General features: G+C 36.9%; 17 protein-coding genes, 1 tRNA gene and 6 pseudogenes. 18 read left to right on the forward strand and 6 right to left on the reverse strand.

Annotated elements, in window-relative coordinates; translation table 11 throughout:
- Positions 1-166 precede the first annotated feature (166 nt).
- The 4 genes and pseudogenes from ACLKMH_RS19865 to gcvH form a co-directional block, all read right to left on the reverse strand.
- Entirely contained in the window at positions 167-679 is a 513-nt protein-coding gene (locus ACLKMH_RS19865; protein ID WP_413699653.1) for a hypothetical protein, read from the reverse strand.
- A gap of 149 nt (positions 680-828) precedes the next feature.
- Positions 829-1,702: pseudogene (purU, locus tag ACLKMH_RS19870) on the reverse strand (formyltetrahydrofolate deformylase).
- Positions 1,703-2,228: 526 nt separating this feature from the next.
- Positions 2,229-5,143 (reverse strand): annotated as a pseudogene (gene gcvP, locus ACLKMH_RS19875) (aminomethyl-transferring glycine dehydrogenase).
- 141 nt (positions 5,144-5,284) lie between these two features.
- Positions 5,285-5,671: a glycine cleavage system protein GcvH gene (gene gcvH / locus ACLKMH_RS19880; RefSeq protein ID WP_413699654.1), complete on the reverse strand. Its 387-nt coding sequence runs from the start codon at positions 5,669-5,671 to the stop codon at positions 5,285-5,287.
- Positions 5,672-6,145: 474 nt separating this feature from the next.
- Between gcvH and ACLKMH_RS19885 the strand changes: the two genes are divergently transcribed.
- Genes ACLKMH_RS19885 through ACLKMH_RS19895 form a run of 3 tightly spaced genes read left to right on the forward strand, consistent with a single transcriptional unit; the run spans position 6,146 to position 7,990 of the window.
- Positions 6,146-7,054 (forward strand): helix-turn-helix domain-containing protein, encoded by a 909-nt coding sequence (locus ACLKMH_RS19885; RefSeq protein ID WP_413699655.1) that lies wholly within the window; start codon positions 6,146-6,148, stop codon positions 7,052-7,054.
- Entirely contained in the window at positions 7,006-7,776 is a 771-nt protein-coding gene (locus tag ACLKMH_RS19890) for a hypothetical protein (RefSeq protein ID WP_413702413.1), read from the forward strand. Before ACLKMH_RS19885 ends, ACLKMH_RS19890 begins: the two co-directional genes overlap by 49 nt.
- 13 nt (positions 7,777-7,789) lie before the next feature.
- Positions 7,790-7,990 carry a glycine cleavage T C-terminal barrel domain-containing protein gene (locus tag ACLKMH_RS19895; RefSeq protein ID WP_413699656.1) on the forward strand — a complete coding sequence of 67 codons (201 nt, stop codon included), beginning with the start codon at positions 7,790-7,792 and terminating at the stop codon, positions 7,988-7,990.
- A gap of 91 nt (positions 7,991-8,081) precedes the next feature.
- Here ACLKMH_RS19895 and ACLKMH_RS19900 read toward each other — a convergent pair whose 3' ends face one another.
- Positions 8,082-8,270 carry a hypothetical protein gene (locus tag ACLKMH_RS19900; RefSeq protein WP_413699657.1) on the reverse strand — a complete coding sequence of 63 codons (189 nt, stop codon included), beginning with the start codon at positions 8,268-8,270 and terminating at the stop codon, positions 8,082-8,084.
- Between the two features lie 771 nt (positions 8,271-9,041).
- On the opposite strand from ACLKMH_RS19900, the pseudogene nrdA reads away from it, so the two are divergent.
- The 12 genes and pseudogenes from nrdA to purU (ACLKMH_RS19960) all read left to right on the forward strand — a co-directional run bounded on the left by nrdA (position 9,042) and on the right by purU (ACLKMH_RS19960) (position 19,919).
- Positions 9,042-11,309 (forward strand): annotated as a pseudogene (gene nrdA, locus ACLKMH_RS19905) (class 1a ribonucleoside-diphosphate reductase subunit alpha).
- 93 nt (positions 11,310-11,402) lie between these two features.
- Positions 11,403-12,551 carry a class Ia ribonucleoside-diphosphate reductase subunit beta gene (gene nrdB / locus ACLKMH_RS19910; RefSeq protein WP_413699658.1) on the forward strand — a complete coding sequence of 383 codons (1,149 nt, stop codon included), beginning with the start codon at positions 11,403-11,405 and terminating at the stop codon, positions 12,549-12,551.
- A gap of 1 nt (position 12,552) precedes the next feature.
- Positions 12,553-12,804, forward strand: a complete 252-nt coding sequence (gene yfaE, locus ACLKMH_RS19915) for a class I ribonucleotide reductase maintenance protein YfaE (RefSeq protein WP_413699659.1) — start codon at positions 12,553-12,555, stop codon at positions 12,802-12,804.
- A 387-nt stretch (positions 12,805-13,191) separates the two neighbouring features.
- On the forward strand, positions 13,192-13,779 hold the full coding sequence (locus tag ACLKMH_RS19920; protein WP_413699660.1) for a tetratricopeptide repeat protein: 588 nt from the start codon (positions 13,192-13,194) through the stop codon (positions 13,777-13,779).
- 14 nt (positions 13,780-13,793) lie between these two features.
- Positions 13,794-14,138, forward strand: a pseudogene (locus ACLKMH_RS19925) (tetratricopeptide repeat protein); the annotation flags it as partial.
- 72 nt (positions 14,139-14,210) lie between these two features.
- Positions 14,211-14,687, forward strand: a complete 477-nt coding sequence (locus ACLKMH_RS19930) for a hypothetical protein (protein WP_413699661.1) — start codon at positions 14,211-14,213, stop codon at positions 14,685-14,687.
- Between the two features lie 332 nt (positions 14,688-15,019).
- Positions 15,020-15,936, forward strand: a pseudogene (locus ACLKMH_RS19935) (cation:proton antiporter); the annotation flags it as partial.
- Positions 15,937-16,125: 189 nt separating this feature from the next.
- Positions 16,126-16,422, forward strand: coding sequence for an NAD-binding protein (locus ACLKMH_RS19940; RefSeq protein WP_413702414.1), 297 nt, complete (start codon positions 16,126-16,128; stop codon positions 16,420-16,422).
- On the forward strand, positions 16,391-16,558 hold the full coding sequence (locus ACLKMH_RS19945; protein ID WP_413699662.1) for a hypothetical protein: 168 nt from the start codon (positions 16,391-16,393) through the stop codon (positions 16,556-16,558). The genes ACLKMH_RS19940 and ACLKMH_RS19945 overlap by 32 nt, the downstream gene beginning before the upstream one ends.
- Positions 16,559-16,831: 273 nt before the next feature.
- Positions 16,832-18,502 (forward strand): annotated as a pseudogene (gene asnB / locus ACLKMH_RS19950) (asparagine synthase B).
- A gap of 81 nt (positions 18,503-18,583) precedes the next feature.
- Positions 18,584-19,066, forward strand: a complete 483-nt coding sequence (locus tag ACLKMH_RS19955; RefSeq protein ID WP_413699663.1) for a YchJ family protein — start codon at positions 18,584-18,586, stop codon at positions 19,064-19,066.
- Between the two features lie 16 nt (positions 19,067-19,082).
- A complete protein-coding gene (purU, locus tag ACLKMH_RS19960) occupies positions 19,083-19,919 on the forward strand; it encodes a formyltetrahydrofolate deformylase (RefSeq protein WP_413699664.1) in 837 nt (278 codons plus the stop codon).
- Between the two features lie 45 nt (positions 19,920-19,964).
- On the opposite strand, the gene ACLKMH_RS19965 is transcribed toward purU (ACLKMH_RS19960), so the two are convergent.
- Positions 19,965-20,501, reverse strand: coding sequence for a VC2046/SO_2500 family protein (locus ACLKMH_RS19965; protein ID WP_413699665.1), 537 nt, complete (start codon positions 20,499-20,501; stop codon positions 19,965-19,967).
- Between the two features lie 144 nt (positions 20,502-20,645).
- Between ACLKMH_RS19965 and ACLKMH_RS19970 the strand changes: the two genes are divergently transcribed.
- The 3 genes from ACLKMH_RS19970 to ACLKMH_RS19980 all read left to right on the forward strand — a co-directional run bounded on the left by ACLKMH_RS19970 (position 20,646) and on the right by ACLKMH_RS19980 (position 22,474).
- Positions 20,646-20,729: transfer RNA gene (locus tag ACLKMH_RS19970), tRNA-Tyr, on the forward strand.
- Positions 20,730-20,846: 117 nt separating this feature from the next.
- On the forward strand, positions 20,847-21,245 hold the full coding sequence (locus ACLKMH_RS19975; protein WP_413699666.1) for a response regulator: 399 nt from the start codon (positions 20,847-20,849) through the stop codon (positions 21,243-21,245).
- Between the two features lie 44 nt (positions 21,246-21,289).
- Positions 21,290-22,474 (forward strand): tetratricopeptide repeat protein, encoded by a 1,185-nt coding sequence (locus tag ACLKMH_RS19980; protein WP_413699667.1) that lies wholly within the window; start codon positions 21,290-21,292, stop codon positions 22,472-22,474.
- The last annotated feature ends 10 nt before the right edge of the window (positions 22,475-22,484 follow it).

The following is a 22,484-nucleotide window of genomic DNA, read 5'->3' on the forward strand; positions in this document are numbered from 1 at the left end:
GATTGTTAGCGCCTTCTTGCCTACTGTATCCTTTTCAGTAACCAACTTTACTGCACTTTGTTTAAATTCTACTGTAAATACTGGACGTGTTGTTTTCTTCTTCATAATCTACCTCTACTAGACATATTAACTGAAGTCTTTAGAAGTGTCCGGTAGTATTAAACCACTACATCTTACAAAGAGCAATCACTTGATTTTTTTCATATTCTTCGTTTTCACAATTATTATCAAAGGTTTTAGCAAACGCCTCTTCTTCTTTTTTTAAATCAATGGCCTCTTGTATATATGAAACAGCTTCTAATCTAAATTGAACTTCATCAGCAAGCACTTCTTTATATTTACCTCTATGATGGTCTGCGTCATTGCAGTGTTTTTTTTGCTTATCGCAATATTCTTTAAAATATAGGACTCTATCTAATATTACTTTTTTAGTTCTGTCATAACCTTCTAATTTATTTTCAACATACTGCAACATAGATTCATTACCAGCCATTTTCTTTTGAATGAGCTCTAATGTATCCGTGTTTTTTAAACAAGCGTGTATCTCATTATCGCTAAACTCTTCTTTTGAATCTATTGAAAGAGTTTGCTCTTCTTGTTCGGCATAGCTTGGAGCAGAAAAAACCAAATAACCAAAGGTAATATAAAAAATAGTCAATTTAAATAGAGGAGATTTCATTTTTTTGGCCCTTGAAAAATGTATTTACACGCATCTTTAAAGTAAGGAATATAGTAATATACATATCAGGTATATTCTTTAAAACAGTTAATATTTGGACAACCAAATATAAGTTGGGTGCCCAAAAGCTTCTCAACGTTGATTAAATGCTATGACTTACCAAACACAACCGTTTTATTACCGTGTAAGAATATGCGGTGGTTCGATATGGCAACGCACTGCTCGGGACAAAGTTAAACATTCGATATCTCGACCTTTAGCTACTAAATCTTGTGGGTAATAACTGTGGTCAACTGTCTCAACACATTGGCTAATGATTGGCCCTTCATCGAGATCATCACTGACATAGTGGGCTGTTGCACCCACCAGCTTAATTCCACGATCATAGGCTTGATAATAGGGTCTTGCACCTTTAAAACCAGGCAATAAGGAATGATGGATATTAATGGCTTTACCGGAAAGTTTTTTAGACATATCACTAGAGAGTACTTGCATATAACGCGCTAAAACAACTAAATCAGCGTTACATTCCTGAATAATTTTGTACACTTTCGCTTCTTGCTGTGGCTTTGTTTCTTTAGAAATCGGTAGATGATAATAAGGAATACCATGCCATTCTGCTAATCCTTGTAAATCTGGATGGTTTGAAATGATTGCCGGTATCTCAATATCAAGGTCGCCAGTACGGTAGCGGTATAACAGATCATTTAAACAATGATCGTGCTTAGAAACCATGATCACGACTTTGGATTTGTAAGAAGTTGGTGTTAACTGCCAATGCATTGAGAATTCTTTGGCACGTTGCTCAAATTTCTTTTTAAAATCTTGTTGGTTAAATACAACCTGTGCATCTGACTTAAACTCGATACGAATAAAAAATCTATTTTCAGTGGTATCAACGAAAGAGTGGATCTCATTGATATAACATTCCTGTTCAAACAAGAATCTGGTTAGCACATCTACTGTGCCTGCTTTGTTAGGGCAGTCAGCAGTAATGATAAAGGTTTCTGGTGTTGATTTAATATCCGTCATTGTATTTCCCTTTTTAATAGTTTCCGATAATTTATCTCTATTGGTAATTTGATTTTTAGTCTATGAACTCAAATTTTAGACAGCATTAAGTCGCCAAATAAATTGTAAATTTTTTAGTTAGTTAGGTTAAAGCTGAAAAAATTTGGATAAGCCACTACATGTTTAAACTATTGATGATGTAGTGGCTTTATACCCGTTACCAATCGAGATACTTTGTTCAGTCGTTAGCTCGGACTGCAAGGCAAGTCGCAACATGATGACAAGGGTTAGCCCTTATCGAATATTGCAACGCAGAATTGCTTTTCGAGCTAGCGACCCGCAGGGCAAGCTGTGAGGCAAGCATCTTCGTTGTTAGAAAGTCTTGATTGAACCCGTTAGATCTTCAACTTTCTGCCTAGAAGTTACCCATCTCACAACTTGCTGAACTTTGCATCTTGAATGGTAACGGGTATATCTTAAGAGTAAGTATTAATTTAGAATGCCATATCGACATTTTTAGCATTAATACTTATTACAATTACTCTTCAATATAACTTTCAATACTTGGGCAAGAACAAATGAGGTTACGGTCCCCAAACACATTATCAACACGATTAACGGCTGGCCAATATTTTGCGTCTTTGCTTTGTTTCGACGGGAAACAAGCAACTTCACGGGTGTAACTGTGTGCCCATTCTGTTTCCATTAAATCAACCTGTGTATGCGGTGCGTTCACTAATGGGTTATCTTCTAGTGTCCACTGCCCTGCTTCGATAAGTTCGATTTCTTTACGGATGGCAATCATTGCATCACAGAAACGATCTAATTCACCTAAGTCTTCAGACTCTGTTGGTTCAATCATTAATGTACCCGCCACTGGGAATGACATAGTTGGCGCATGGAAACCGTAATCCATTAAACGTTTTGCAATATCTTCACCCGAAATTCCCGATTTAGCTTCAATCGGACGAATATCGATAATACATTCATGAGCCACACGGCCTTTGTTACCAATGTATAAAACCGGGTAATGCGGACGTAAACGTTCCATTACGTAGTTAGCGGTTAACATTGATAATTTAGTCGCCTCTGTTAATCCAGATTCACCCATCATTGCGATATAAGCATATGAGATTGGCAAAATAGACGCGGATCCTAATTCGGCAACTGAAACAGCATAATGCTTGTTGTCTGCAGACTCTGTCACTTCAATGTGTCCCGGTAAAAATGGGATCAAGTGTGCTTTCACACCAATTGGCCCCATACCAGGACCACCACCACCGTGTGGAATACAGAAGGTTTTATGCAAGTTAAGGTGCGATACGTCTGAACCGATAAAACCAGGGCTAGTTAGCCCAACCTGTGCATTCATATTGGCACCATCAAGGTATACTTGCCCACCTGCTTCATGTACCCATTCACAGACTTCCTGAATAGATTCTTCGTAAACGCCATGAGTAGAAGGATAAGTGATCATGATGCATGATAAATTTTCACGATGTTTTTCGATTTTTGCTTTCAGATCAGCATGGTCGATATTACCTTGATCATCACAGCCAACAACAACCACTTTCATTGAAACCATTGATGCACTTGCTGGATTAGTACCATGTGCAGAACTCGGAATTAAACACACATTGCGGTGTTCGTCACCACGACTTTGATGATAACGTTGGATTGCAATCAAACCGGCATATTCACCCTGTGCACCTGAGTTTGGTTGTAATGAAAAGCCATCGTAACCGGTAATTTCACAGAGCATGTTTGATAACTTTTCAGCAAGCTCTTGGTAACCAAAACTTTGTTCAGTAGGCGCAAAAGGATGCATCTGACCAAATTCAGGCCAAGTGACAGGCAACATTTCTGTCGCCGCATTTAACTTCATGGTACAACTCCCAAGTGGGATCATGCCATGGGTTAATGAGTAGTCTTTATTTTCTAATTTTTTCATGTAACGCATCATTTGTGTTTCGCTATGATGTGCTTTGAAAATAGGATGTTGTAAATATTGACTTTGACGACGACAGTTTTCTGGAATGCCAGCAAACTCATCTGATGCGATGGTTTCACTGAAGTCAGAGGCTTTCAGTGCCTTGCCTGTTATCGCTAATAATAAGTCTTCAACATCTTTGATAGTACTTGTTTCATCAAGGCTAATACCTAGTTGTACTGGTGAATTATCAACTGAATTAGCCGGTGCTGGGAATTTACGAAGATTCATGCCCTCTGCTAATGCGCGATGATAAATCGCTTTACTGTGCTCTTTAGTATTGATGGTTAACGTATCAAAGAAGTACTCGTTGTCTAATTCGATGTTTTCGCTACGTAAACCTGCCGCTAAAATAGCCGTTAAATGATGTACTCGACGACCAATTTTACGTACCCCTTCAGGCCCATGATATAAGGCATAGAAGGCGACCATATTAGCTAATAAGGCTTGTGCAGTACAAATATTAGATGTCGCTTTTTCACGACGGATATGTTGTTCACGGGTTTGCATTGCCATACGCAGTGCAAGTTTTCCTTTACTGTCTTTTGAAACACCAATAACACGACCAGGCATAGTCCGTTTGAATTTATCACGGGTTGCCATAAAACCAGCGTGTGGTCCACCAAATCCCATTGGCACACCAAAACGTTGTGCGCTACCGATAACAACGTCAGCACCCATTTCACCAGGCGCTTTTAAAAGTGTTAAGCTTAATAAATCAGTCGCAACTGCTACTAATGTCTTTTTAGCATGCGCCTTTTCAATCACTTCTGTTAGATCTTGTAGCTGACCCGTTGTGCTTGGGTATTGTAAAATCGCACCAAATACATCGTATTGCTCTAGCTCTTCAATTTCACCTGAAACAATATCAAAACCAACAAATTCAGCACGAGTGCGGATTACATCAATGGTTTGAGGGTGTAATTGATTACTCACGAAAAAGGCATTACTTTTATTTTTACCAGCGCGTTTACATAAACTCATTGCTTCTGCAAGCTGACCGTCGCTTCGTCTAATAAAGACGCATTTGCAATTTCCATCGCCGTTAAATCGATTACGGCTTGCTGGTAATTTAATAGAGACTCTAATCGCCCCTGTGAAATTTCTGGTTGGTATGGTGTATAAGCAGTGTACCAACCTGGGTTTTCAAGTACGTTACGCAATACCACGTTAGGCACTAAAGTGTTGTAATAACCTTGGCCAATAAAACTACGGTTAACGACATTTTTTTCTGCAATAGTTTTCAATGACGTTAACATATCAGCTTCACTTTGCGCTTCCGCCAATTGCATTTTATTCGGTAAACGAATGGCTTCTGGTACGGTTTGATCAATGAGTTGATCAAGACTATCTAAGCCAATGGTTGCTAACATTGTTTGTTGTTGCACTAAATCGGGGCCATTGTGGCGTGTTGCAAATGCGTTGTTATCACTTAATAAATCAAGCGCTGTGGTATCGGTCATGGTAGTTCCTAAACAAGTTTTTTAACAAAAAATCATCTTGGTTTTGTTTGGCTAACGCTTTACAAAAAAATCATCTTGCCTGAGTAATATCTGTAACGGCAAAAAAGTTCGCCTGTTTTGCCGTTGTTTTAATCAGATTATTTAATCTTCATCTTCTTCGTTTGCGACTTGGTAATCTTCATTACTTAATAAATCATTTAATTCAGACTCATCACTCATTTTAATTTTAACAATCCAGCCTGCTGAATAAGGAGATTCATTAATGATCTCTGGACCGCCTTCTAACTCTTCATTGATTTCAACAATTTCACCTGATACTGGTGCATATAAATCTGACGCGCCTTTTACCGATTCAACAAGTGAAAATGTTTCACCTGCTTCTACTTCATCACCTACTTCAGGTAAATCAACGAAAACGATATCACCTAGGAAACCCTGTGCTTGGTTTGAAATTCCCATCGTGATAGTACCGTCACCGTTATCAAGTGACCACTCGTGTGTTTCGCTAAATTTTAATGCACTTTCCATATTAAATTCCTTAATAGTTATTGGCTTAGAGTTTTTGTCTAGTTTTTATGAATGATGGTAAATATATAGTCTATTTGACTTCCATTAAGCTGATGTTAATTGAATGTTAACCAACTTAACCTTTATGTCTTTTATTTGCTTAATAATCAAACAATAAATCGTGATTGTTTATAAATATTAACCATGTTTCCTATAGTGAAATTATGTTCTTAATTTTTCCTATTGATTAAAGCAAGAACATAATTGACCATAACACAATGATTAAATTATAAAATATTTAAATTAATGCTAAATATAATAAGCTAAGTTTAAAACATCTTTGCTTTTTGTTTATTATATGGCCATTATAGCCACATGTTTAGTCAAAAGTTTCCAAAAGGAAACTTACTTGAAAAAGTGTGACATTGATCGTTTTTTTGTCAAGTATTTTTATTTGTGACCGTTATTATGTAGTGCAATGAAAAAGGAAATGTTATGACAATTTCACATCCAACTGATAGTGAATTAATTAAGGTGGCAACAACAACTATGCCAGAACAAGATTCTGAACAACAAACAATGCAGGACGTTTACCCTTCCATGACAATAAGTCAAAGTAAGGAAGAGAAAATTGCACCGATTAAACTCGGAGAACGTTTGAAAGAAATTCGTAAAACGCTTGGCTTAACACTAGAAGAAGCGAGTCAAAAAACAGGGTTAGCACGATCAACACTGTCTAAAATTGAAAATGAACAAATTTCTCCGACTTACCAAGCGATGCAAAAACTAACCATGGGTTTACAAATAGATATCCCACAACTGTTTGCGACCTCAAAACAAATGGCGGCAACCGGTCGTCGCGACATTACGCGTGTCGATGAAGGTAGATCGCATCCAACTTCCACCTATGAACACGAGCTTTTAGCAACACAATTGACCAATAAAAAAATGATGCCCTTTAAGTCTTTAGTGAGAGCTCGAAGCTTTGATGATTATTCGGATTGGATCCGCCACGACGGAGAAGAGTTTTTATTAGTTTTAGAGGGAGAAATCACCTTCTTTTCGGAGTTTTATGAACCCGTTAATTTAAACCAAGGCGACTCGGTTTATTACGATGCCAATATGGGCCACATGCTTGTTTCAGCAAGCGAACCAAGATGCTTTGATCCTATGGGTCACTGCCTCGTAAATCTAAACATTTTATTGGAGTATTTACCGATGTCTGAACAATTACTTGTTACACCACTACACGCACTACATGTCGAAATGGGCGCAAAAATGGTACCTTTTGCTGGTTATGATATGCCAGTGCAATATAAATTAGGGGTAAAAAAAGAGCATTTACATTGTCGCGCGTGCAGCTCGGTTTATTTGATGTTTCTCATATGGGGCAATTACGACTAATAGGCGCTAACGCGTACGCCTTTATGGAAACCTTAGTACCCGTTGATATTATTGATTTACCTGCAGGTAAACAACGCTATGCTTTTTTCACTAATGAGCAAGGTGGTATCAATGATGATTTGATGGTCACTAATTTTGGCGATCACCTTTTTGTTGTGGTGAATGCGACTTGTAAAGATCAAGATATTAAACATCTTCAAGCTAACTTACCGGTAGATGTGCAATTAGAAATCATTGAAGATCGTGCTTTACTAGCATTACAAGGTCCAAAAGCCGTTGATGTTTTAAAAGCACTCAACCCAGCAGTCGCTGATATGGTCTTTATGGATGCACTTAAAGTAACCTTAGCTGACGTTGAATGTTATGTTAGTCGTTCCGGTTACACAGGTGAAGATGGTTATGAAATTTCTGTTCCAGCCAGCCATGCAGATGCCCTAGCACGTTTGTTATTATCTAATGACGCCGTTGAGTGGGTTGGTTTAGGCGCACGTGACTCATTACGTTTAGAATGTGGTTTATGTCTATATGGCCATGATTTAGATGAAACAACCACACCGGTTGAAGCAAGCTTATTATGGGGTATTAGCAAAAATAGACGCAGTGATGGCGAACGTGCAGGTGGATTCCCAGGTAGTGACCTTATTCTTGAGCAAATTAAAACAAAAGATATCAGTCGTAAGCGCATTGGTTTAATCGGACAAAGTAAAGCTCCTAGTTCGTGAAGGAACTGTATTATTGGACGCTAACGACAATGAAATTGGCATCGTCACTAGTGGCACCTATGGCCCTACTTTTGAAAAACCGGTTGCAATGGCCTACGTAAAAGTTGAGTTTGCTACCTTAGAAACTGAAGTTTATGCGCTAGTACGTGGTAAGAAGTTGCCTATGACTGTCAGCAAAATGCCTTTTGTTGCGCAATCATATTATCGAGGCTAAGCAGTACTGCAGAATGATTAATATTGAAATTATTAGTCATTCTGTTTACCCCCATTACCATGCATAGTTAAAAAGAGTGGTAATGGGAATATCATTTAAGCAAGACTAATTGGCTCTGTACTATTGGTTCTAAACAAGCTTCCAACTCTTCCTCTGTGGTTGGCATCATTCCAAGCTCAAAAGTCAAATGACAACCAAGCATATAAGCACTTGTTTCACCATGGTCGTGATGAAACCACTTCCCATGTAAACATATATCCGTATAGCATTTTGGCTTCATTAATAATTTCATCATCATCTCCTTGATTTTATAGCAATCATAATAATTAGCTGATCTATTTTACTGGTTAAAATTGCTTATTTTTGTTGAAAGTTTGCTAAAGACAATCGCATTTAGAGCAACTTTCGCCTCAAACTAAATTATATTTCCTATACAAAAGTTAACTCGCATATTTAACACGCTTGGTATTAATATTATCTTAATTAGTTGTTACCTGTTTGTGGGGCTAATAAGACCTAATTTTATGAAATGTCGTTTTGATTTAGATCAAACAGATCTTATAAGTTAATAAATTGTAATGATTATGTTACATATATTGTGAAGCAAAGTGTATTTTTTAACCATGCTTTCATTTTTATGCAAGCATTGTTAATGGAACATATGCGACTCATAACAAAATTTCAAATTAATCACTAAAATATGAAGCGACTTCAACTTTTAGTTTTTTATTATTTTTTTACTACTAAGATCCTAGTATTAAAATATTTGTAAATAATGTTTGCATTTCAGCACAAACCTATCAGACCTACCGACAAAAGTTAGTGAATACCAACACTTTTTTTATACGCGATTTATCCACAAAAATATCCACTTTAACATTAAAAATATTCACTTGAAAAAAACCACAAAAACGCTATCTTGTGTCCCCTTGTTTAGCACGGCACTATATGTTGTGTTTAAAATGAACAAATCACCTAATATACAAACAACGTTATTTCTAATGTAATGTTGTAATAAATCTTCTAAAAGTGATCAGTAAAGGTAGTCATAATGAATAAAAACCTGTTTGTTACTAAGCGTAATGGCAAGAGAGAAAGTATCGATCTTGAAAAGATCCACCGAGTCATCACCTGAGCGACCGAAGGTCTTAACAACGTTTCAGTGTCACAGGTTGAGTTAAATTCTCATATTCAATTTTATGATGGTATCCGTACCGATGATATTCATGAAACAATCATCAAAGCGTACGCCGACCTAATTTCTGAAGAATCACCTGATTACCAATATTTAGTAGCTCATTTAGCTGTTTTCCACTTACGTAAAAAAGCTTACCAGCGTTTTACACCACCAAGTGTGTTTGAGCATGTAAGTAAAATGGTTTCTAAAGGCAAATATGATGCGCATCTGCTAGAAGATTACAGTAAACAAGAATTTGAAGAGATGGAGCAATTCATCGACCATAACCGCGATTTAAATTTTTCTTATCTGCGGTTAAGCAATTAGAAGGTAAATACCTGATTCAAAACCGCGTGACCGGTGATATTTATGAAAGCGCACAGTTTTTATATTTACTTGTATCTGCTTGTTTATTTTCAAATTATGATAAATCGGTACGCCTTGATTACGTTAAACGTTTTTATGATGCAACTAGTACCTTTAAAATTTCTTTACCAACGCCAATTATGTCGGGCGTTCGTACACCAACACGTCAATTTAGTTCATGTGTATTAATTGAAACCGGAGATAGTTTAGATTCTATCAATGCAACGGCTAGCTCAATTGTTAAATATGTTTCACAACGTGCTGGTATCGGTATTAATGCAGGCCGTATTCGTGCAATGGGCGACACGATTCGTGGTGGCGAAGCTTTCCATACGGGTTGTATTCCGTTTTATAAATACTTCCAAACGGCGGTTAAGTCTTGTTCTCAAGGTGGCGTTCGTGGTGGAGCTGCAACTGTCTTCTACCCTATCTGGCATTTAGAAGTTGAATCTTTATTAGTCCTTAAAAATAACCGTGGTATCGAATCCAACCGTGTTCGTCATTTAGATTACGGTGTGCAACTTGGGCGCTTATTCTATCAACGTTTGATTGACAAAGAATCAATCTCACTATTTAGCCCTTCAGATACGCCAGGGTTATATGACGCATTCTTTGAAGACCAAGACGAATTTGAACGTTTATACCACCTTTATGAGGGTGATGAATCTATTCGTCAAAAAAGCATTCCAGCGGTTGAGTTATTTTCTTTATTAATGCAAGAACGTGCAAGTACTGGCCGTATTTATATCCAAAATGTGGATCACTGTAATACCCATAGTCCATTTGACAGTAAAGTTGCACCAATTCGCCAAAGTAACCTTTGTCTTGAAATTGCGCTACCAACTAAGCCGTTACAACACATTATGGACGAAGAAGGTGAAATCGCGCTGTGTACTCTTTCTGCCCTAAACTTAGGTGCGATTGATGATTTAGGTGAACTAGAAGAGCTTTCTGAACTAGCGGTTCGTGCTCTGGATAATTTATTAGATTACCAAGACTACCCAATTAAAGGTCGCTGAAAATAGCTCAATGGCACGTCGAACATTAGGTATAGGTGTGATTAACTATGCTTATTACCTTGCTAAAAATGGTGTTAAGTATTCTGACGGTAGTGCAAACAACTTAACTCACAAAACCTTTGAAGCGATTCAATTCTATTTATTAAAAGCATCAAATAAATTAGCAATGGAGCGTGGCGCTTGTCCTAAATTTAATGAGACACGTTATTCTCAAGGTATTTTACCTTTAGATAATTACAAAAAATCATTGGATACTATTCATGACGAGCCTTTACACTTAGATTGGGAAACATTACGTACTAGCATCGTTAAGCATGGTTTACGTAACTCAACACTATCGGCATTAATGCCATCTGAAACGTCGAGCCAAATTTCTAATGCAACAAACGGGATTGAGCCTCCACGTGGTTTCATCAGTGTTAAAGCAAGTAAAGACGGTATTTTAAAACAGGTTGTACCTGAGTTTGATAAATACAAAGCAAATTATGAGTTGTTGTGGAGCATTCCAAATAACCAAGGTTATTTAGAGCTAGTTGGTTTAATGCAAAAATTTGTTGACCAAGCAATTTCTGCGAATACTAATTACGATCCAAAACGTTTTAGTGATAATAAAGTACCAATGACAAACCTATTAAAAGATTTGTTAATTGCCTACAAAATGGGTGTTAAAACCCTGTATTATCACAATACACGTGATGGTGCAGATGATGCTAAAGTCATTGAAGAAGATTGTGCCGGTGGCGCTTGTAAAATATAAGCTAAACTAATTAAGATCAGCTGTCGGCTATCAGCCTTCAGCTATTAGCTTGAAACCAACAAAAGATAATTAAATATATAATTGGAGCATTCAATGGCTTATACAACTTTTTCTACGATTGCTAATGACGCAATGAAAGAGCCTATGTTTTTTGGTAACCCGGTGAACGTAGCACGTTACGATCAACAAAAATTTGAAATATTTGAAAAACTCATCGAAAAACAATTAAGCTTCTTTTGGCGTCCAGAGGAAATTGATGTAAGTCGCGATCGTATTGATTTTATGAATCTGCCAGATCACGAGCGACATATTTTTATTTCTAACTTGAAATATCAAACACTGCTGGATTCTATTCAAGGTCGTAGCCCTAATATGGCACTGTTGCCGATTGTGTCATTACCTGAATTGGAAACATGGATAGAAACATGGTCATTCTCAGAAACCATCCACAGTCGTAGCTATACACATATTTTACGTAATTTATTCACTGACCCAAGTGATGTTTTTGAAGACATCGTTAATAACGACGAGATTCAAAAACGTGCTATTGATATTTCTGGTTATTACGATACTTTAATTCATGCGATTCAATACATGCAATTACACGGTTTAGAGCAACAGGATAGTATCCCATATATCAATATTGACGGCGATAAAGAAGTTTTAACATTACGTAATATAAAGAAAAGACTTTACCTATGTATTTGTTCTACTAATGCATTAGAAGCAATTCGTTTTTATGTGTCATTTGCCTGTTCATTTGCCTTTGCAGAGCGCGACCTGTTAGAAGGTAATGCAAAAATTATCAAACTAATTGCTCGTGATGAAGCATTGCATTTGAATTCAACACAGCAAATTCTTAATCTTTGGGCTGATGGCAAAGATGATCCAGAAATGGCTGAAATTGCATTAGAATGTTTCGCTGAAGGTCGTGAAATATTTTTACAAGCGACGGAACAAGAAAAGGAATGGGCAAAATATCTGTTTAAAGATGGCTCTATGATTGGCCTTAATGAACAAATACTGTGTCAATACGTTGAATACATTAGTAATCAACGTATGACAGCGATTGGTTACGAAGCACCTTTCGAAGTTAAAACAAATCCAATTCCTTGGATTAATCATTGGTTAGTCAGTGACAATGTTCAGGTAGCGCCACAGGAAGCTGAAATCAGCTCTTATCTTGTTGGTCAGATTAACAGTAAAGTAGACAGTGACGATTTAAGTACATTCGAACTATAAAATGTCCCGTAAACTAACAGTTAATGATGTTGAATATACATTAGATACTGAAAAAACATTGCTTGAGAACTTAGAGTCTCAAGCAATTAACATTGAGTTCCATTGTCGCGATGGTCACTGTGGCGCATGCCGTTGCCAATTGCTTTCTGGCGAAGTGGAGTATATTAATTATCCAATGGCCTATGTTAGAGATCAGGATATTTTAACCTGCTGTAGTAAATCAACGCGGGATATAAAAATAAAAACCTATTAATAACCTTTCGTTAACTTCATTAACTTTTTGTTACTTTTGTTAACAACATCACTGACATTCTAATTACTCCCAGATATAGATCTTCTATCGCTTTCAATTACTTAGGTATTAACCTACAATTCAGTTTAGTTTTACTAATAATTGTCATTATATTTGTACTTTATTTTGGCTTGTACATATACTTGAACCCATGGGTTAATTTTGGATACCAATAATACTGGATGTTAAAACTAAATCGCTTTCCTTTTACAACATTATGTTTGCTAATGCCGTTGCTTTCTTACAGCACTGGAGCCTTATCACGCGCTGAATTTAACCTAGGCTACGAAGCCGCCCAAGCAGGAGATTACAAACGAGCAGTCTCGATGTGGAAACCTTTAGCTGAAAATGGTGACCGCAGCGACTCAATATACCTTAGGTTGGATGTTTGAAAGTGGCCAAGGTGTGCAACAAAGTTATCAGCAAGCCGCCTATTGGTATACAAAAGCGACGGAGCAAGGCGATATTGCGACTCAATTTGTATTAGGCAGTATGTATCAAAAAGGGACTGGTGTTCCCTTAGATTTTGCACAAGCGGTGAAATGGTTTACTAAAGCGACTAACCAAGGTGATGCAGTCGCACAATTTCGATTAGGTGTATTTTATCAAAATGGCCAAGGTGTCGAACAAAGTTACGAGGACAGCTTAAATTGGTTTACAAAAGTCGCAACGCAAGGGCATATTACTTCTCAAATTAACCTTGGCAAAATATATCAATTAGGCAGAGGCACCAAACAGAACTTTAAAGAGGCAATCAAATGGTATGAAAAAGCGACCTCTCAAAATAATGCCCTAGGATATTATCACCTTGCTCACATGTATGAGCATGGCCGAGGCGTCACACAGGACCTACAAAAAGCAAAATCCTTTACCTTCAATCTGCAAATAATCATTACACCCCTTCAGCCTATAAAGTTGCAGAATTTTATGAGTTAGGAAAAGGTTTAGAGATTGATTATCAACAGGCTATAAAATGGTATAAGTCATCCGCACAAAAGGGTAATAGTGGCGCACAATTTAAACTTGGTAACCTTTATAAAGAAGGTAAAGGTGTTGCCACAAACATACGCACCGCTATCGGCTGGTATAATCAGGCGACCACTCAAAATCACGCCCAGGCACACTACCAGCTTGGCGATATATATGAAAAAGGCTCTATTAGCGAACTCTCGTCACAAACCGTTAAGGTAAATGATAAAAAAGCATTTCAACATTTTCAACAAGCCGTTGAACTTAACTTTCCTTTTGCTTTTGCGCGTTTAGGTGCGCTTTATGAGAGAGGACAAGGCATACAAAAAGATCCCGTTAAAGCACTTGAACTTTATAAAATATCAAGGCGACCCTGGGCGGTAAAGCGCTACCACTCTTTGAATGAGCGTTTGCAATGTTTTGACACTGCAACAACTAAATTATTTAATATTAATATCGCTTGTACGACACGAGAAATTTTACGCGACAAAATTAAAGATCATAATATTAAGGTGATTGATGAAAACCTTCAAAATTGGTCAGACACCTATTTTACTGCGGCGGTTATAACAGGTACTAGCCAATTAGAAGTCACCTATACCCGTGAAGATTATTTTGTCAGTGCACAATATACATTTGTAGGACGCAGTAACCCTGATTTAATTAACCAAGTTAAAAATAAAATGGTTGAGAAATACGGTGATGCTCAGAAACAAACGGGTGATGTTGCTAAAGGACCTGCCAGTTTTGAATGGACTTTACAGGATGGTATCAACTTAACGGTTCATCGTGATTGGCCAGATACGACAACCTTTGTTGTCTATTCATCGCCAGAAAAAATTGATGATGGAAACTCAAAAAAGCGAGTCAATTGATAAGTCTTTTCACCCTGATGATGAACAAAAGGATGGAAACCAAGAAACGGAAGCAGGACTATTTTGAATATAAACTAAAAGCGTCATATGCCTTACTGGCGCTTTCAATGAAAACCTTAAAATAGTCACTTAAAACCAGCCACTTGTATTTAAAACCCTATCTCACTTCGATGACTTCGCTTTGCACCATCAATGATAACGGGTATAATTACGTTACTTTAAATTAACAATTAATTTTTATAAAAGTTGAAAAAATGGACTCGACCTTACTCTTTTTTATCGGTACAGCCTTTACCTTCGGTATGCTCATCAACCTCACAGGTTTACCTCCTATGGTTGGTTTTTTAATTGCCGGATTTGCACTCAATTACCTCGGTTTTGAAGTTACTCAGGGATTAACCTCGCTTGCTAATCTTGGTGTTACCATTCTACTTTTTTCAATTGGTTTAAAGCTTGATATTCGTACTTTATTTAAAACCGAAGTATGGGGTGGAGCGTCAATCCATATCTTTGCCAGTATTCTCTTCTACACGGGTCTATTATTTGTATTTAAACAATTTGGATTACAATTTTTCAGCGAGCTAGAGATAGGCTCGTTATTTCTGATCGCTTTTGCGCTTAGTTTTTCGAGTACTGTTTTTGCGGTTAAAATTTTAGAAGAAAAAGTGAAACTAATTCATTATACGGTCGCATTGCTATCGGTATTTTGATTATGCAGGATATTTTCGCGGTACTCTTTTTAACCGTATCCGTTGGCAAAATTCCTTCTATTTGGGCACTTGGTTTATTTGCGTTACCATTGATCCGCCCTCTTCTTTTCAAACTATTAGATCGTGCTGGCCATGGCGAATTATTAGTTCTATATGGTTTCTTTATGGCACTTGTGGTTGGTGCTGGATTATTTGATTTCGTTGGCATGAAGGCTGATTTGGGTGCTTTAATCGCTGGTATGTTATTGGCGGCCCATCCAAGTGCTAAAAATATGGCTAAGTCCCTATTTAATATGAAAGAGCTATTTTTAATCTGTTTCTTTTTAAGTATTGGTTTAGGCGGATTACCGGAAATGAGTCATGTCATTGTCGCTGTTATTCTGTCAGTTTTATTGCTCGGTAAAATTGCTCTGTACTTTTTAACCCTCACTAAGTTTCAATTACGTTCACGTACTTCTTTATTTGCCGCCTTTTCATTAGCAAATTACAGTGAGTTTGGTTTAATTGTCGCTTCGCTTGCCACACACAAAGGCTGGTTAACACAGGATTGGCTGATTATCACCGCTATTGCCGTTTCCTTAAGCTTTATTATTGCCTCACTGTTTAACAAATACGCAGATCATATTTACACCTACTTCACCCCTGCATTAAAACGTTTTCAATCTAAACACTTGCACAGAGATGACCGGCCTGTTCGTGTTGGTGATGCACAAATTCTGGTGATGGGGATGGGTCGTATCGGTGCAGGAGCCTACGATGCACTGAAAGTCAGTTATGGCGAATATGTAATGGGTATTGATTATAATCATCAAACTACGCTAAAACATAGAGAACAAGGCCGACGTGTTATCACTGGCGATGCATTAGATTCTGACTTTTGGAATAAACTACAGCTCACCGACAATGTAAAACTTATCTTACTCGCTATGCCCGACCATAATGGTAACCGTTATGCGGCAGAGCAACTCAATAAAATAGATAGATGTAGTTTTAATGTTGCAGAGACTTGCACATTATCAAAGTGATGAAATAGAGCTCAATGAACTTGGTGTTAACCCAGTATTTAATATGTATGAAGAAGCAGGTGCAGGGTTTGCTCGCCATGTTTGGCAAGAATTACAACCACAAATAGCAGGTAGCCGTGGCGACCAAGAGCTTTAATAGCAATTCCACTAAATAAGTATTCAATCTTACTGGTTAAAAAAAGTGATTTACATATATTGTGTGGGTCACTTCATCTAACTCTTTTTTAAATCTAACAGTAAAGTCTTTAGAATAATCAAAGTTTTTTTAAATAACCACAGGATATAAGCAATTTAGTGTGACTTTTTAGTCGTATTCTGTAAAAATCAGACTCTCATTATTTAAACAACGTCATACTTAACATTTGTGTATTTACTGGATGTAAGGTAATGAAAATATAAAGGTAAAATTATGTGTTCTATTTTTGGTGTATTCGACATTAAAAGCGATCCTGTTGTCTTGCGCCAGCAAGCAATTGAGATGTCAAAGTTATTACGTCACCGTGGACCAGATTGGTCAGGTGTATACGCAAGTGATAAAGCGATTCTTGTTCACGAGCGTCTTTCTATTGTTGATGTTAATACGGGTGCACAACCTCTATACAACCAAGATGAAAGCCATATTCTTGCGGTAAACGGTGAAATTTACAATCACAAAGACTTAGAAAAAACATTAACTTGTGGTTACCAATTCAAAACAAAATCTGACTGTGAAATTATTCTTGGCCTATACGAAGAAAAAGGCAATCAATTTTTAGATGACTTAAACGGTATTTTTGCCTTTGCTCTATACGATGCAAATAAAGACAAATATTTAGTTGGTCGTGACCACATGGGTATTATTCCACTTTACATGGGTTGGGATGAACATGGTAACTTCTATGTTGCCTCAGAAATGAAAGCACTTGTACCTGTTTGTGTAAAAGTAGAAGAATTTCCACCAGGGCATTATCTTGATAGTGAAGTGGGTGAAATTACTAAATATTACAGCCGTGATTGGATGCAATATGACGCAGTTAAAGATAACGGCGGTAGCCCAGCTGAAATTGGTGAAGCATTAGAAGCATCTGTTAAACGTCAATTAATGTGTGATGTACCTTATGGTGTATTATTATCAGGTGGTCTTGATTCATCTGTTATTTCTGCAATCACACAAAAATTTGCTAAGCAACGTGTTGAAGACGATGATAAATCAGGCGCTTGGTGGCCACAACTTCACTCATTCTCTGTAGGACTTGAAGGTTCTCCAGATTTAGTCACGCTCAAAAAGTAGCAGATCAATTAGGTACGGTACATCACCCAATTATCTTTACTGTTCAAAATGGTATCGATGCACTTAAAGAAGTAATTTATCACCTTGAAACCTATGATGTAACAACCATTCGTGCATCAACGCCAATGTATTTAATGGCTCGTAAAATTAAAGCGATGGGTATTAAAATGGTACTTTCTGGTGAAGGTGCAGATGAAATCTTTGGTGGTTATTTATACTTCCATAAAGCGCCAAATTCACAGGAATTCCATGAAGAATTAAACCGTAAACTAAGCAAACTGCATATGTTTGACTGTTTACGTGCTAATAAATCAATGGCGACTTAGGGAATTGAAGCGCGTGTACCATTCTTAGATAAAGAGTTTATGGACGTAGCAATGCGTACTAACCCTGAACTTAAAATGATCAAAGATGGTCGCATTGAGAAGAATATTTTACGCGAAGCTTTCGAAGGTAAATTGTTAGATGAAGTATTGTGGCGTCAAAAAGAGCAATTCTCTGACGGTGTTGGTTACAGCTGGATTGATACGTTAAAAGAACATATCGCAACACAAGTAACTGATCAACAGTTAGAAAGTGCTGAATTTAAATTCCCAATCAATACACCTGATACCAAAGAAGCGTACTTCTACCGTAGTATCTTTGCAGAACATTTCCCATTAGAAAGTGCTGCAAAATGTGTACCTCATGGTAAATCTGTTGCTTGTTCGACTGTTGAAGCATTAGCGTGGGATGAAAGTTTCCAAAACAATGCAGATCCATCAGGTCGTGCGAGCAGGTATACATAATGATGCCTACAAAACAAAATAAAGAGCTGAGTATATAACTCAAAATGATTTAAGCGCTCTTTGAGCGCTTTTTTTATCTCTCCAATTTGTGGATAGAAAATAAATGAGTCAAAGTAAAACAGTTAACTGTTACTGCAAAAGCGGAAAGTCTTATGAAACTTGCTGTGCGCTATATCATCAATCTAAGCAGAAACCTGATACTTGTGAGCAGTTAATGCGGTCACGTTATAGTGCTTTTATTTTGCAACTGGGTGAGTACCTGTTTAATACTTACCATCCTGATTTTCGTGGAAACTTAACTATTGAGCAACTCAGCGAAAAAAGCTTGGACTGGCGAAATTTACAAATAATAGACAGCAAAGATGAAGCAACAACCGGGGTTGTAGATTTTAAGGCTTGGTATATCAATAATGAGGGGCAACTTGACTGTCATCACGAACGTTCCAATTTTGTGAAAGATCATGATCAATGGCTTTATTGTGATGGAACTTTCTATCCTACACAAAAATCAGGTAAGATAGCCCGCAATGATCCTTGCCCCTGTGCAAGTGGCAAAAAATACAAAAAATGTTGCGCAATAAATTAGAAAAATTGAGAGAAAAATGGAAAAGAAAGTATTACTAACCGATTGCCCTGATAGCAAAGGTTTGATTGCACAAATTACTAATATTTGTCAAAAGCACCAACTTAATATAGTAAAAAATAACGAGTTTGTTGACCATCAATACGGTCGATTTTTTATGCGCACAGAAATTGAAGGCTATTTTAACGACCAAACATTACTTGCTGATTTAGACTATAGCCTACCAGCAGGTTCACAACGCTCGTTAGTTTCTGCTCAAAAGAAACGTATTGTTATCTTAGTAACCAAAGAAGCACATTGTATCGGCGATATTTTAATGAAGAGTACCTATGGTGGTATTGATGTTGAAATTGCGACCGTTATTGGTAACTATGATGCATTAGAAGAGCTCGTCAGCAAATTCAACATTCCTTATCATACGGTTAGCCATACAGGGTTATCACGCGAAGAACATGAAGAAAAAGTGTTACAAGCTATTGCACCATATACGCCTGATTACGTGATACTAGCCAAATATATGCGTATTTTAACGCCAAATTTTGTTGCTACCTACGCGAATAAATTAATCAATATCCATCATTCATTTTTACCAGCTTTTATTGGTGCAAAACCTTATCAGCAAGCCTTTGATCGTGGTGTTAAAATCATTGGAGCGACAGCACACTTTGTTAATAATGACCTTGATGAAGGACCTATTATTACACAGGATATTGCTCATATTGATCATGCTTATAGCGCGGAAGATTTAGCTAAAGCTGGGCGAGATGTTGAAAAATCTGTATTGAGTCGAGCACTGCAACAGGTACTTGATGATAAAGTTTTTGTTTATGAAAACCGTACTGTGGTTTTCAAATAAAAATAATTAAAGGAGCAAATAAATTTTTGCTCCTTATTTTCCTTTCTAAACGTAATGCGCTTTAATTGGTTTTTCAGATAAATTTAAATCTTGATGTTGCTTTAAAAAATCATAATCCACACCCGTTACTTCTGATGTTAATTTCTTATTATGCTCTTCTAAACCTTTCAAACGAGCCTGTGATAAGAAAGATAAATTATCAACCACGTCATCATCAAAAGTCACTTCACGGCTTCGAGATAAAACAGCTTCATTATTTAATAATGATTGTAATCGAACCCCCAATAAGTCTTTTTTATGCAGAGCTATGCTAATACGTTCAGATTGTGGCAATGAGTTACCTGCGTTAACAAGTGGTTGAGGCTCACGAAGTGCAAGTGACTCGCGTAATTCAACCTCTGTTAATGAACCTTGAGTAGCCTTCGGCAAATCAAATTGAGAAAAATCACAAGCATTGTCAGACATTAAAGACAGCAATAGGTTAAATTTATCGCGTGTACCTTTAGTCACAGCGACATTTAACTGAGTACCTAATTGCCACTCATTAATTAATAAACCATTTTCAATTTGATTATTATTCATTCAATTTTCATCATTTGCCTTCAACAATAAGAGTTATCGGCAACAAACTGATTTTATTTAGTATTATTTTCTTATTTTTGAAAGTTTTTTTGTTTTTTCTCTTCACATATAACTCTAATCTGATATTATCCCTCGCGAAATGAAGGAGGGGTTCCCGAGTAGCCAAAGGGAGCAGATTGTAAATCTGCTCGCGAAAGCTTCGGTGGTTCGAATCCACCCCCTCCACCATTCATATCCTTGCTAGTCTCTCAAAAAACAAAATAATCAAAAAAATCATCTAAACCTTTACCTTTAGTAACTAGTTTCATCTACACTTTGTACATAGATTTTTCTTAAAGGGTTACAATGTTTAGCTACAAAAACAAACGCATTTTAATCGTTGATGATCAAAGACCCTTCCATGTCATGCTTAAAACCATGCTTGCTAATCAGGGTGCACAAAATATAAGCTTTGCTGACAGTGCAGATAGCGCAATTAGAGTCGCTCAAAATAAAGAGTTTGATATCTACCTGATTGATTACAATCTGGGTTCTGGAAAGAATGGCTCTCAATTATTAGATTACCTACGTTACAATAAACTTATCCCAAGTCGCTCTTTGTGTTTCATTATAACTGGCGATAGCAATCAAGGTATGGTGCTAACGGCTATCGAAAAAGCACCCGATGATTATTTAATGAAACCCTTTTCACAGGTACAACTGTTTAATCGGCTGAATAAAGCCAGTCAAAAAAACTCGAATTAGCAGATATTTTCGATGCCTTAGAAGGTAAGCAATTTGAAAAAGCAATGTTGCTATGCAAGCAAAAAATAAAAGAAGGCAGTAAGTTCCGAGGCTTATGTAAAGTATTGTTGGCTGATATTCTTATATCGACGGATCAACTCGAAGCGGCAGAAAAAATATTAAAAAGTCTTATCGAAAATCGCCCTTTAGTTCGTATTAGTATTAGTTTGGGAAAAATTTATTATTTACAACAAAAATATCCTGACGCGATTCGCATATTAAAAGAAGTCATTTTTAATAACCCATTACAAATGGAAGCCTATCAGTGGTTGTCGCGTTCATATCAAAGTAGCGGTCAATTGGAAAATGCGTTAAATATATTAACCAATGCGACCAATATTACTCATCATAGTATCGACAGACACCAGGAGGTTGCGTTACTTGCTAATGAAATGAATGAACACAAAGTTATCATCAGTAGTTATCAGTCCATTTTGCAACTAAGCCGTAATTCCTTTTATCCCGACCCTTGCCATCTAGCAAACTATATTCGTAGCCTTTTTAATTATGCTAACGATCAAGATGAGAATACCGCCAAAAAGATAATTCTAAAACAAATTAATGCAACCCTTTACCAAAGTCGCTTTGAAGAGGGAAGAGATAAAAACTTTGACTTCAATCGTTATGATGAAATTTGTCAGGCACAGGTATTTTTTACTTTAGGTGAAAAGTTAAAAGCGAAACGTCGTATTTTAAATACGTTAGAGAATAACGAATGCCCTATTAATAAATTAGACAATACCCTGCTTTGCGAAAGTTTATTTTCAGTATTAGATATCGGCGAGTTTGAATACGCTACGCCTTATATGGCAGAGTTAGAGCAACGTGATATTCTTGATATAACAACACAAATGACTATCAAACAAAAGACTGGAGAGTTGCTTGATAAGCGCATGGATAACTTTAAAATCCATAACAAATTGGGTATTCAAGCATTTGCCTCTCAATCCTATCACAACGCACTGAAACATTTTAACGAAGCGCTCAAACTTGAGCCTTTAAACTCCGGCGCCCTACTCAATCGTATTCAAGTGTTTATTCAGTTGCTTAAAGAAAGTAGTGGCGATGAGCGTAAACTACAAATCAGTAACTGCCAAGATAGTTTTAAATTATTAAGTAATACTCACCTACCTATCGAACACACTAAGCGTAAAGAACAATTACAGCAAGAGTTTCACGACTTAAAGTAATATTACGAGC

It is taken from the genome of Psychromonas sp. KJ10-10 (assembly GCF_047323245.1).
Lineage (GTDB): Bacteria > Pseudomonadota > Gammaproteobacteria > Enterobacterales > Psychromonadaceae > Psychromonas.